Below are 11522 nucleotides of genomic sequence, written 5' to 3'. Positions count from 1 at the left end.
CAAGGCGGATGAATTTCCATACCGTCTGCCCAAATTGACCCCCCAGGTCTACTCTGGATCCCGTGCCGGAGGACGTGGGGGGCACGCCGTTCCCTGACGGCTGGGAGCCCGACGACGACCACGACCGCGGGGTGTCGGACGAAGAGTTCGCCTCCGTGGTCTTCGACGAGGCCTTCGTACGGGCGGCCGTGGTGCACGAGCCGACCGCCGTCGAACGCCTCCTTGCCGCCGCCCAGGCGAGAGCGGAGGCCTCCGAGGCGGAAGCACGCCGGGCCCACGGCAGGGGCGAGCGGTACGAGGAGGGATACCAACCCTCCGGTTTCGGCCATGATCCCGAGCTGGACGACCTGGACGACACCGAGATCCTGGAAGGCCGCTACGGCGCCCCGGGGTCGTACGGAAAACAGGTCCGCTGGCACCGCCCGGTCGCCTGGATGCTCGCCCTCGTGATGGGCATAGGCATGGTCGCGCTGGCCTTCACAGCGGTCTACCGTGGTGCTTCCTCGGGCAGCCGGGACCAGGGACCGCCGCCGCCCGCCTCGACCGGCCTGGAACAGGGCAGCGCGGCACCGCCCTCCGCCTCCGCCGACAACTCTCAGCCAGCGCTCTCGGTCATCCCGCCGACTCCCTGAGCGGCGGCCCGGGCGCACCCTTCGCGCTCACTTTCGAACCTGGTGAGAACCTGTCAGAAGTTGTCGTGTACCAGGGCGTTTACCGGGGCTCCCGGAGACCTACCCTGAATATATGGGCGGGCCTGGAGACCCACCTGAGGGGACACCCGAGGGCGCCCCCGGCGGTGGAGGAGAGGACGAATACCGATCCGTCGTCTTCGACGAGTCGTTCGTCCGCGCTGCCCGCCTCCAGGAGTTCTCCGCGCAGGAGCGCATGGCCGACCACGCGCCCGCCGTACGCCGGCGCCCGCCGCTGCGCAGGGGCCTGTCCCGGCAGGCGCTGATCCTGGTCCTGCTGATCGCGGTGGCCTTCGGCACCGCGGTCTACATGGGTGTACGGCACCCCTACCAGAGCGCCACCGCCCGGCAGCCCGTCGAGCCCCTGCGGATGACCGTCATACCGCTGTCCCCACAGGGCAAGGTGCCGGGCGCGACCGATCCCGAGTACCTGTACGCGCACAGCCCCGCCGCGCAGTTCCGCGTCGGCGCCGAGGGCATACCATTGCCCGCCGCGCGGCGCACCGCGCACTTCTCGGACAGCCAGGTGGTGGCCGCCCTGACCACCGCCAAGGACTACATAGTCCGTTCCTCGCTCGACCCCGATGTGCTCAGCAGCCAGGACGTCCGCGCTCCGCGCGTCCTGCTCGACGGCAGCCAACTCGACCAGTTCGACCAGAGTTTCGAGCACCCGACGGCCGACGGCCGCCACCAGCCCACCGGATGGCTGGTTCGCTTCGACCAGACCCGCGCCCAGCTCGCCGACAGCAGGATCCGCGTCCAGGGCTCGCTGCAGGCCACCGAGACCGACTCGGCCACCCTCGAGGTCGCCGCGGACCACACCTTCGTGTACGCGCTGAAGCCGACCGGCGCCGACGCCAAGGCCCCGGCCTCCCTGTTCACCGTCCGGCGCGAGCTGCACTTCCGCTTCGACCGTGACGACCTGCGCCTGCACCAGGCCCAGCTGGTCGTCTCCTACGTCCAGGCCGGCCCGCTGTCCTGCGCCGAGGACTCGACGAACCACTTCCACCCGCTGCTGGCCGGACAGACGGCCAAGGCGGGCGGCCCCGCGGGCACCGACCCCTACGCCACGGGCGGCGCCACCGCCCTTTGCGGATCCCTGGCGACGAGCGCGCAGCCCAAGGTGTGAGCGGCCGGCGGGGTGCCGCCGTCCCCGCCGGCCTGGAACCGTCGGATCAGTCCTCGTCCCGCCGCGGGGCGTCCGTGGGCGGCTCGTCCTGCGGCGGCCGCTCCTGCGAGGGAGCCGAGCTGGTGAAGCCGTCGAACCCGCGTCGCATGCGCCCGCCGATGCCACCGGCTCCACCGGCGATGTCGCTGACCAGCTTCATCAGCGGGTCCTTGGAGCTCTTCACATTGCTCGCGTAGCTCGCCGCGGACTCCCGGAAGGAGTCCGAGACCGAGGTGTCCTTGTCCTCGCTGCGCCGCGGGTAGTGACCGTCCATGATCCGCTGGTAGTCGCGGGTCTCCGACCACTTCTTCAGCTCGGCCGCCCGGATGGTGGTGAACGGGTGCGAGCGCGGCAGCAGGTTCAGGATCTTCAGCACGGAGTCGCGCAGGTCGCCGCCCGCCTCGTACTCCTCGGCCTGCTCGAGGAATGCGTCCACGTTCATCTCGTGCAGATGGTTGCCGCCCGCGATCTTCATCAGGCCGCGCATCGAGGCCTCCAGGTCCTGCCCGGCCAGCAGGCCGGCCCGGTCGGCGGACAGCTCCGACTTGCGGAACCACTCGCGCAGCGCCGTCACGATCGCCATGATCGCGATGGTGCCCAACGGGATCCAGGCGACCCGGACCGCCAGCTGGGTCAGGAACAGCAGGATCGTGCGGTACACCGCGTGCCCGGACAGGGCGTGGCCCACCTCGTGGCCGATGACCGCCCGCATCTCCTCCTCGTCGAGCAGCTCGACGAGCCCGGTGGTGACCACGATGATCGGCTGATCAAGGCCGATGCACATCGCGTTCGGCTGCGGGTCCTGGTTGACGTACATCGGCGGGACCTTCTCCAGGTCCAGGATGTAACAGGCGTCCCGCAGCATGTCGTTGAGGTGCGCGAACTGCTGGTCCGAGACGCGCACCGAGTCGGACAGGAACAGCAGCCTGAGGCTGCGCTCGGGCAGCAGCCCGCTGAGCGCCTTGAACACCGTGTCGAAGCCGCTCAGCTTGCGCAGCGCCACCAGTGCGGAGCGGTCCGCCGGGTGCTCGTACGCACGGGAGGAGATCCCCGGGAAGCGCCTGCGCTGCCTGCTCGGTACGTTCTCGTGTCCGTTGTGCTCGTGGTGGCCGTCGTCGGACATGTTCTCCCCCATGTGCGTGTAGTGGCCCTTTGCGGACCCTTGTGCGGCCCTTTGCGCCCCCGAAGCGAGCCCCAGCCTAGGCGGAGTTACCGTGGACGGGCACTACACCGAAGGAGTCCGAAACCATGGAGCACACCCCTGCGGCCGCCTGGCTCGCCGAGGCCGCGAGCGCCGCCCCACACCAAGGGCCGGGGAATCTGCTCCGGGTCGTACTGATCGTGATGATGGTGGGCTGTGCGCTGACCGGGTGGTTCCTGCTGCGGGGCTACAAGCAGAAGGACGACTGACGACCGTCCCGGGTTCCCCGACAGCGGAGTCGGGGTGATCGCCCGGGAGGCGCCCGCTTACGATGGGCCGACATCTTTATCCCGCCCACACCGATAGGTCCTGTCGAGATGAGCTTCCACAGCACCGCCGCCCAGTTGGCCACCCTTGCCGCCGAGGGCGAGGGCGGCGGCAACCACGAGAGCCTCAGCCCCTACGTCACCGGTGGCAGCGCGCTGTTCATCCTGCTGCTCCTGCTGTGGATCACCACCCGTTTCAACCGCGACCGCTGAGGCACCCGGTGCCCATAGCGGGGCACTCCGGGCATCCTCGGGCCGGTGCCCTCAGGCCGGGCCGGTAGGGTCTGCACGCATGGGAGAGCAGGACATGCCTACCGGTCCGGCGAAGGACGCGACGATCGGCACGGAACCCCGCCCGACGGGCGGCCCCGGCAACGGGCCGTCGAACCCGGGCAAGCGCCGCCTCGGCGTCATGGGCGGAACGTTCGACCCGATCCACCACGGGCACCTCGTGGCGGCCAGTGAGGTCGCCGCGCAGTTCCACCTGGACGAGGTGGTGTTCGTCCCGACCGGACAGCCGTGGCAGAAGACCCACCGCCATGTCTCCCCGGCCGAGGACCGCTATCTGATGACGGTCATCGCGACCGCCGAGAACCCCCAGTTCTCGGTGAGCCGTATCGACATCGACCGCGGCGGCCCCACCTACACCGTCGACACCCTGCGCGACCTGCGCGCACTCAACCCCGACACGGACCTGTTCTTCATCACCGGCGCCGACGCCCTCGCCCAGCTGCTGACCTGGCGGGACACCGCGGAGCTGTTCTCCCTCGCGCACTTCATCGGGTGCACTCGCCCCGGCCACCACCTGACCGACCACGGCCTCCCGGAGGGCGGTGTCTCCCTCGTGGAGGTTCCCGCGCTGGCCATCTCGTCCACCGAGTGCCGCGCGAGAGTCGCCAAGGGAGACCCCATCTGGTACATGGTGCCGGACGGAGTCGTGCGCTACATCGACAAGCGCGAGCTGTACCGCGGCGAGTGAGCCGAGAGGGGCACCGGTGAACGACCGATACGACGCGGGCTACGGCGGCGACCACGAGGACCAGTACGAACTCGTCGGCTACGACGAGTACGGCCGGCCCGTCTACCGGCAGACCGCGCCGGGGCAGGCGGCTCCCCAGCAGCCGTACGACCCGTACGGGCAGCAGCAGGGCTACGGGTACGACCCGTACGCCACCGGCGGCCGGCCGCCGGTCCCGCAGCAGTACGACCCCTACGGCACCGGCCAGCAGCCGCCCGTGCCCTCCTACGACCCCTACGGCACCGGCACGCACCACCCTGGCGCGCCCGGGGCGCCGTACGACCCCTACGGGCAGGCCGCGGCGAGCAGTCAGCAGCCCCGGGTCGTCACCGAACAGACCGCCTACATCCCGCAGCAGGCCGGCCCGGCGGAACCCGCCCCGAGCGAGAAGCCCACGCCCCGGCCCGAACGGGACTACCACACCGAGCAGTTCGCCTTCGTCGAGGACCCGGACGCCGAGTCCGAGGACGTCATCGACTGGCTCAACTTCACCGAGAACCGCACCGAGCGCCGCGAGGAGGCCAAGCGCCGCGCCCGCAGCCGCATGATCGCCCTCGTCGTCGTCCTGGCCCTGGTCGCGGTCGGCGGCATCGGCTACCTCTGGTACGCCGGGAAGCTGCCGGGCCTGTCCTCGCCCGCCTCCAAGAAGGGCGGCACCACGACGGCCGCGGGCGCCCAGAACCGCGACGTGATCGTCGTCCACCTGCACAACACCAAGAAGGGCGGCACCTCCACGGCGCTGCTCGTCGACAACACCACCACCAAGCAGGGCACCACCGTCCTGCTGCCCAACTCCCTTGCCCTGACCGACGACGACGGCAACACCTCCACCCTCGCCAAGTCGGTCGAGGACGACGGCTCCTCCGGCACCCGCGACGCCCTGAACACGGTCCTCGGCACCAGCATCGAGGGCACCTGGCGGCTGGACACCCCCTACCTGCAGAACCTCGTCGACCTCGTCGGCAACATCGACGTCGACACCAACGCCGACGTACCCGACCCGGACGCCACGAAGAAGGGCAGCCCGCCCCTCGTCCACCAGGGCAAGGACCAGACCCTCAGCGGCAAGATGGCCGTCGCCTACGCCACCTACCGCGCCTCCGGCGAGGCCGAGAACGCCCAGCTGGAGCGGTTCGGCCAGGTCATGCAGGCCACGCTGCGCAAGCTGTCCTCCGACCCGGCGCAGGCGACCACCACCGTGCAGACGCTGGCGCAGATCCTGGACCCCTCCCTGACCGACAAGGACCTCGGCACCTTCCTCGCCAAGCTGGCCGACCTCGCCAAGGGCGGCGACTACAAGACCGCCCTGCTGCCCGTCCAGAACGACGGCACGCTGAGCGAGCAGGCCAGTGCCAGTGTGGTCAAGGACGTCCTCGGCGGCACCGCGAAGAGCCCCGACCAGGGCTCCGGGGTCCGGGTCTCCGTGCAGAACGCCAGCGGTGTGAAGGACAACACAGAGAAGGCCCGCGTGGTCCTCCTCAACGGCGGCTTCACCTTCCTGGAGGGCGGCACCGCCCCGGCCCCCGCGGCCACGTCCAAGGTCGTCTACACCGACGCCGCCGACAAGGAGAACGCCACCGAGGTCGCCAAGACCCTGGGCCTGCCCGCCGGCTCGGTCACCAAGGGCCAGGCCACCGGTAACGCGAACGTCTCGGTGATCCTCGGCCGGGACTACAAGCCGTCGTCGTCCTAGCCGGCCGAAGCCGCCCCACGTGATCCCTTAATCACGTGGGGTGCTGTCGGCGGTCCGTGAGACCCTTGGTGTCAAGTGACCGCCGACCGGAAAGCCACGTAGTGACCGCCACTGACCGCTCTCTCGAGCTCATCACCACCGCCGCCCAGGCGGCCGCCGACAAGCTCGCGCACGACATCATCGCCTACGACGTCAGCGACGTCCTGTCGATCACGGACGCCTTCCTGCTGGCCTCCGCACCCAACGACCGCCAGGTCAAGTCGATCGTCGACGAGATCGAGGAGCGGCTCAACAAGGAGCTCGGCGCCAAGCCGGTGCGCCGCGAGGGCGACCGCGAGGCCCGCTGGGTCCTGCTCGACTACGTCGACATCGTCGTCCACGTCCAGCACAGCGAGGAGCGCGTCTTCTACGCCCTGGAGCGGCTGTGGAAGGACTGCCCCGAGCTGGAGCTGCCCGCCGACGCCAAGGCCACCCGCGGCAAGGCCGAGGAGCACGCCAAGCTGCAGGCTGCCGAGGAGGCGGCCGACCTGGGCGGTGAGTGGTGATGAGCGCCACCGGTGAGGTGTCCGCGGGCCGTGCGGGCCGCGGCCGCCGCGTCATCCTCTGGCGCCACGGCCAGACCTCCTGGAACGTGGAGCGCCGCTTCCAGGGCACCACGGACGTCGCACTCACCGAGGCGGGCCTCGCCCAGGCCCGCCGCGCCGCCCGGCTGCTCGTCTCCCTCAAGCCCGACGCGATCGTCGCCTCCGACCTCCAGCGCGCCGCGAACACGGCGGCCGAGCTCGCCGTGCTCACCGGCCTGGAGGTCATCCACGACGAGGGCCTGCGCGAGACCTACGCGGGCGTCTGGCAGGGCCTGACGCACGAGGAGATCATCGAGCGCTACGGCGAGGAGTACGCCGCCTGGAAGCGCGGTGAGCCGGTCCGCCGCGGTGGCGGCGAACTGGAGACCGAGGTGGCCGAGCGCGCCGCCCCCGTGGTGCTCAGGCACGCCGAGAAGCTCCCCGACGACGGCACGCTCGTCGTGGTCAGCCACGGCGGGACGATCCGCACCACCATCGGACGCCTCCTGGGCCTGGAGGCCCGCCACTGGGAGAGCCTGGGCGGTCTCTCCAACTGCTGCTGGTCCGTCCTGGGCGAGGGCGCCCGCGGCTGGCGCCTGCTGGAGCACAACGCCGGCACCCTCCCGGAGCCGGTGCTCGGCGACGACGACTGACCTCCCGGCGGCCCGCACACCCGGATTTCACTTTCCGGCAGGTCGCAGGCTAGAGTTCTACTCGTTCGCCCCGCCAAGCGGGACGCACGAGGGGCTATAGCTCAGTTGGTAGAGCGCCTGCATGGCATGCAGGAGGTCAGGAGTTCAATTCTCCTTAGCTCCACAGATCGCCCGATGAAGATCCCGTCCCCGCAGGGGGGCGGGTTTTTTCGCGTTCCTGAACCGGCTTGAGTCACTTCGGCCCCGCAGGCGTATACCTCTGCGAAGGCGCCGTGTCCGGACTGGTACTGAGGCGTCGCTGACCGTATTGGTCCGGCCGTGGCAGAATCAAACGGCCGGAAGGGAGCGCGGCCCGACGGGAGGGAGCAGTGATGCCTGCGAGCATCCTCGAGGAGGTCGGCCACCTCCTCGAAGCGGCGTCGACACGGGACACGGTCACCCGTCTGAGCTGCCCTTCCTGCGGTTCCCTCCATGTCGCCCAAGTTCTCGGCGACAACGGCGGAATCTCCTACGTGTGCACGGCCTGCGGCCACAGCTGGAGCTGATCGATGGGTGCACACAGGCGAAAGTGCGACTGGTGCGGCAGCGGTACGCCGATCGTCCGCGACATGGAGCCGGTCAACCCCGACTACCAGTACTGGTGCGAGGAATGCGCGCGGGCGCTGATCATAAAGGGCGACCCGATCGAGACGTACCGCGAGCTGGAGGGCGAGCCGATCTACGGCCGCCTGCTTGAGGAGCACTGCACGCTCAAGCGGTTCTACTCCTTCGTCACCGCTTGACGCCGTCGGCCCTGCCGGGGCCGACGGAAACGATTTGGTGTTCCACCCGGTGGACCGTGTAATGTTGGCGTCGCCGCCGGGGGAAACCCCGGAGGACCAAGCAAGGGGCTATAGCTCAGTTGGTAGAGCGCCTGCATGGCATGCAGGAGGTCAGGAGTTCAATTCTCCTTAGCTCCACAATCAAGATCCCGCCGGATCGATTCGATCCGGCGGGATCTTTGTGTTTCCGGGGGCAGTTGTGCGAGAAGGGGGGCCGCCCAGTGGGCGGCCCCCCTTCTGACGTCGGCTCAGCGGCCCAGTGCGCGCCGCCCGCGGCCCTGCGAGAGGACCGGCAGGTTGCGGGACGGCGCCCGGTCCCTGGGCGTCTCCTCCTCGATGCGCAGGGCCAGCGCCGGGCAACGGCGCACCGCGCGCAGGGCCTTGGCCTCCGCATAGCGCGGCACCTGGGCCTGGGCGACGGTCGGGAAGCCGTCGGCGCCGAGTTCGAACACCTCCGGGAGGATGTCCGCGCACAGGCCGTGGCCGCGGCACAGCGTCCAGTCGACGTAGATCTTCTGGCGGCTGGGGCCGTTCTCCACGGGCTCTCCGCCGCCCGGGATGCCCGTGGGCAGCTGGCCGCCCTCGAAGAGCGGCAGAACGCCCTCCACGGGCCTTCCGCAGCCGTTCCCGAGGACATGCGCGGCCAGGTCGTCGGTGAACGCCTTGATGGTCGACTCCAGGAACATCGCGGAGCCGTCCGGGTGCGAGCACGCGCCGCGCCGCTTCACGTTCTTGGCGACCTGCTTGAGCGCCTCCAGAGCGGCCGGGCCGCCGCCGTTGAGGATGTCGGCCATGCCGCGCGCGGCGGCCGGCAGACCGAGGTAGCAGGGACCGCACTGGCCCGCGCTCTCCTCGGCCAGCCACTGCGCCACGCGCAGCGACTCGCCCAGCGGGCAGGTCTCCTGACTGATCGGCAGGATCGCGCCGGCGCCCAGCGCACCGCCCACCGCGTCCAGGGAGTTGCGGGAGACGATCGCCTCGTTGACCGTCGCCGCGTCGATCCACTTGCCGTGGTAGCCACCCGTCAGCACGCCCTGGGGCACCGGCGGGGCGCCGGCCAGCTGGAGGACGTAGCGCAGCGGGACGCCCGTGGGGACCTCGATCACCATGGGGCGGGCGACCGCGCCGGAGACCGTCAGCATGACGGTGCCCGGCTCGTCGTACAGACCGGTGTTGCCGTAGCGCTCCGGGCCGATGCGGGCGGCTATCGCCAGCTGGGCGAAGGTCTCGGCGTTCGACAGCAGGGTGGGTGCGCCGCCGACGCCGTTCTGGGAGGCGCTGACCTTGCGACCGGGCGGGATCGCCGGGCCGCCGTCGATGGACCGGATCAGCGAGGCCGCCGCTCCGGTCACCATGCGGATGGGATTGCGCTGCACGCGCGCGCGTAGAACCGATCGGCGGCCGTTGTTCAGACCGCGTTCGGCGAGCGCGGCCTCCATCGAGCGCTGAGTCGACTCACGGGTGACCCCCACCACGAGCGTGCGGGCACCCAGCGCCTCCGCGACCAGCAGAGCGCCGTCCAGGATGAGGTGCGGGGCACGGTTGATCAGCACCGTGTCCTTGCGGCAGGCCGGCTCGTCCTCGCTTCCGTTGACGACGACGACCGGCCGTACACCGCGCTTGATCGCCGCTTCGGCGACCGAGCGCAGCTTCTTGTGGAAGGGGAAGCCCGCGCCGCCGCGGCCCTTCAGGTTGATGTTCTCGGCGAGCTTCGCGAGCTGCTCGCCGCCGAGCGGTTCGAGCGGCCCGTGCACCTTGAGGTGCATGGGCAGATCGAGTCTTTCGACAAGGTCGAAGCCCGACGTGAGCTGCGGAAGTCCGACCACGCGGACTTCTGGGACGTCGGGCAGGGCCTCGTTCACCTATAGCCTCCGGAAGGCGTGTTCCAAGGTTCGCCCGAACCCGGTGCGTCGAACGAGGCACCGGGCGTTGGTTCATTGGCGGGACCGCTGTTGTACGTGTCGTTCGGGTTGTACGTGCCGTAGAGGGTGTTTGTCTCACCGGTGTCGTACATGTCACTTCCGCCGTAGCCGGCGGTGCCCGAATTGCCATAGGCCGGGATGTTGTATCCGGTGTCCTGCATCGGGTCGTAGGCCGACGGGGGTGCCTCGCCGACCGGCGGCGGCGAGGGGACCGGCCAGCTGCCCGAGGTGCTGCCGTCCGTGCGCGGGATCGACTCCGTGGGCTGCATGTCCATGGGCAGGTCCATGCGGGCGGTCTGGTCGGCGTAGGACTGCTGGCCGCGCTGCGGCGTGACCGCCCGGTAGGCGGCCGCGAAGCCGTTCGCGGGCTCCGGGGTCATCGTGCGGGCGGCGGGGGCGTCGTAGTAGGGCGCCGCGGGCGTGGTCATCGTGTCGGCGGGGGACGGCTTCGGCGCCCGCGCGTTCTCGTAGCCCGGCAGTGCGGAGGAGGTCTCGCCGACCCGTGCGCGGCTCGCTTCGAGTTCCTCGGCGCGGGACGAGCCCGGCTCGTTGCCCAGGAGGGCGGCCAGCCGGTCGGCGACCTTGCGCTTGAAGGGGCGCGGGGCTGCCCGCAGGGCGAGCGCGGCGGCCACCGCGACCAGGCACAGCTCGTAGGAGATCATGAAGAACGGCTTTGCCGCGCGGCCCGCGAACAGGCCGTGGACCAGCGCCGAGCACCAGGCCGGGTAGGCCAGTGCGTGCATGGCGCGCCAGCGCGCCGCGACCGGCGCAGGGGAGGCGAACTGGTTGCGCAGGGCGCCGGTGATGCCCACGAAGATCATGAGCAGTCCGGCCAGTGAGCCGAGGCCGATGAGGCCCGCACTGCCCTTGACGCCGAGGCTGAAGGGGATCAGTGCGGCGATCAGCACCGTGTGGTCCAGCGCCAGCTTGACGGTGATGTGCACCAGCAGGAAGGCGATCGAGCCGACGGCCGTCACCCGGTGGATGCCCTGGGCGATGATCCGCTGGCGCGTGTTGAGGATCAGCCGGTCCTGGGCCACCAGTCCCCAGATCACCGAGCAGGTGAGGCAGACGAGCGAGAGGACGCCCGCACCGAAGTTCAGGAACTGTTGCAGCCACCCGCCTCCGAGCAGCACGACGACGGGTATGAGCAGCAGTACGACAGCCGACGCCACCCCATAGGCCGACCGGCCCGGCCTGGGGAGCGAGGTGTTACTACGACGAGGGTTCATGGGGGCAACTCCGAAGCAGTTTCGGGAAGGCGGTCCCGCTGCCGAACTCTAAGTGGCTCCATACCGATCGGTACGAGGTTTGAGTTATTGCGTTGTTATCTAAGGGCAGCGCGCTCGTTGCGATGTCCCGGTAGTGGGTGTTACGCGAAGTAACTTTTGACCTTGGTTCAGCTTTTGTCGGGTGATGACAGTGGTGCCAAGGAGGCATACGGAAGCGCGTCGCATCGTGCTCAAGCGCTGCGGTACCCTAACCGCATGCGTGCCGTACGCCTTCTGCTTAGCGGGCCGCGCTGATC

Annotated in this window: 13 protein-coding genes and 2 tRNA genes; 12 read left to right on the top strand and 3 right to left on the bottom strand. The window is 70.0% G+C overall.

Annotated features, from left to right (window positions below; all coding sequences use genetic code 11):
* The first annotated feature begins 62 nt into the window (after positions 1 to 62).
* The gene (locus ACFY1E_RS02730; RefSeq protein WP_389070557.1) at positions 63 to 632 is read left to right on the top strand and encodes a hypothetical protein; all 570 of its coding nucleotides are present in this window, start codon (positions 63 to 65) and stop codon (positions 630 to 632) included.
* A gap of 112 nt (positions 633 to 744) precedes the next feature.
* Positions 745 to 1818: a hypothetical protein gene (locus tag ACFY1E_RS02725; RefSeq protein WP_389070556.1), complete on the top strand. Its 1074-nt coding sequence runs from the start codon at positions 745 to 747 to the stop codon at positions 1816 to 1818.
* A gap of 46 nt (positions 1819 to 1864) precedes the next feature.
* Here the strand turns inward: ACFY1E_RS02725 and ACFY1E_RS02720 are convergent, their stop codons facing one another.
* Positions 1865 to 2980, bottom strand: a complete 1116-nt coding sequence (locus ACFY1E_RS02720; RefSeq protein WP_389071594.1) for a M48 family metallopeptidase — start codon at positions 2978 to 2980, stop codon at positions 1865 to 1867.
* 125 nt (positions 2981 to 3105) lie between these two features.
* On the opposite strand from ACFY1E_RS02720, the gene ACFY1E_RS02715 reads away from it, so the two are divergent.
* From ACFY1E_RS02715 to ACFY1E_RS02670, 10 genes are all read left to right on the top strand, one after another.
* Positions 3106 to 3267: a hypothetical protein gene (locus tag ACFY1E_RS02715; protein WP_344402465.1), complete on the top strand. Its 162-nt coding sequence runs from the start codon at positions 3106 to 3108 to the stop codon at positions 3265 to 3267.
* A 108-nt stretch (positions 3268 to 3375) separates the two neighbouring features.
* Positions 3376 to 3537 (top strand): hypothetical protein, encoded by a 162-nt coding sequence (locus tag ACFY1E_RS02710; RefSeq protein ID WP_232646258.1) that lies wholly within the window; start codon positions 3376 to 3378, stop codon positions 3535 to 3537.
* A 79-nt stretch (positions 3538 to 3616) separates the two neighbouring features.
* Positions 3617 to 4303, top strand: coding sequence for a nicotinate-nucleotide adenylyltransferase (gene nadD, locus ACFY1E_RS02705; RefSeq protein ID WP_389070552.1), 687 nt, complete (start codon positions 3617 to 3619; stop codon positions 4301 to 4303).
* A gap of 16 nt (positions 4304 to 4319) precedes the next feature.
* The gene (locus ACFY1E_RS02700; RefSeq protein ID WP_389070549.1) at positions 4320 to 6035 is read left to right on the top strand and encodes a LytR C-terminal domain-containing protein; all 1716 of its coding nucleotides are present in this window, start codon (positions 4320 to 4322) and stop codon (positions 6033 to 6035) included.
* A 101-nt stretch (positions 6036 to 6136) separates the two neighbouring features.
* The gene (rsfS, locus tag ACFY1E_RS02695; protein ID WP_344402461.1) at positions 6137 to 6580 is read left to right on the top strand and encodes a ribosome silencing factor; all 444 of its coding nucleotides are present in this window, start codon (positions 6137 to 6139) and stop codon (positions 6578 to 6580) included.
* Positions 6580 to 7251 carry a histidine phosphatase family protein gene (locus ACFY1E_RS02690; protein WP_389070546.1) on the top strand — a complete coding sequence of 224 codons (672 nt, stop codon included), beginning with the start codon at positions 6580 to 6582 and terminating at the stop codon, positions 7249 to 7251. The genes rsfS and ACFY1E_RS02690 overlap by 1 nt, the downstream gene beginning before the upstream one ends.
* A gap of 90 nt (positions 7252 to 7341) precedes the next feature.
* A tRNA-Ala gene (locus ACFY1E_RS02685) sits at positions 7342 to 7414 on the top strand.
* A gap of 208 nt (positions 7415 to 7622) precedes the next feature.
* Positions 7623 to 7796, top strand: coding sequence for a hypothetical protein (locus ACFY1E_RS02680; protein ID WP_344402459.1), 174 nt, complete (start codon positions 7623 to 7625; stop codon positions 7794 to 7796).
* A 3-nt stretch (positions 7797 to 7799) separates the two neighbouring features.
* Positions 7800 to 8033, top strand: coding sequence for a hypothetical protein (locus tag ACFY1E_RS02675; RefSeq protein ID WP_003976229.1), 234 nt, complete (start codon positions 7800 to 7802; stop codon positions 8031 to 8033).
* A 104-nt stretch (positions 8034 to 8137) separates the two neighbouring features.
* Positions 8138 to 8210, top strand: a tRNA-Ala gene (locus tag ACFY1E_RS02670).
* A 110-nt stretch (positions 8211 to 8320) separates the two neighbouring features.
* On the opposite strand, the gene ACFY1E_RS02665 is transcribed toward ACFY1E_RS02670, so the two are convergent.
* Together ACFY1E_RS02665 and ACFY1E_RS02660 are read right to left on the bottom strand one after the other, a co-directional pair.
* Positions 8321 to 9934 carry an NADH-quinone oxidoreductase subunit NuoF family protein gene (locus tag ACFY1E_RS02665; protein ID WP_115908210.1) on the bottom strand — a complete coding sequence of 538 codons (1614 nt, stop codon included), beginning with the start codon at positions 9932 to 9934 and terminating at the stop codon, positions 8321 to 8323.
* Positions 9931 to 11226: a cytochrome b/b6 domain-containing protein gene (locus ACFY1E_RS02660; RefSeq protein ID WP_389070542.1), complete on the bottom strand. Its 1296-nt coding sequence runs from the start codon at positions 11224 to 11226 to the stop codon at positions 9931 to 9933. The genes ACFY1E_RS02665 and ACFY1E_RS02660 overlap by 4 nt, the downstream gene beginning before the upstream one ends.
* Positions 11227 to 11522: the final 296 nt, after the last annotated feature.

Origin of the sequence: Streptomyces sp. NPDC001604 (assembly GCF_042893475.1) — a bacterium.
Taxonomy (GTDB): domain Bacteria; phylum Actinomycetota; class Actinomycetes; order Streptomycetales; family Streptomycetaceae; genus Streptomyces.
The sequence above is the reverse complement of the archived record's forward strand: the minus strand, read 5'-3'. Positions and strand labels throughout refer to the sequence as shown.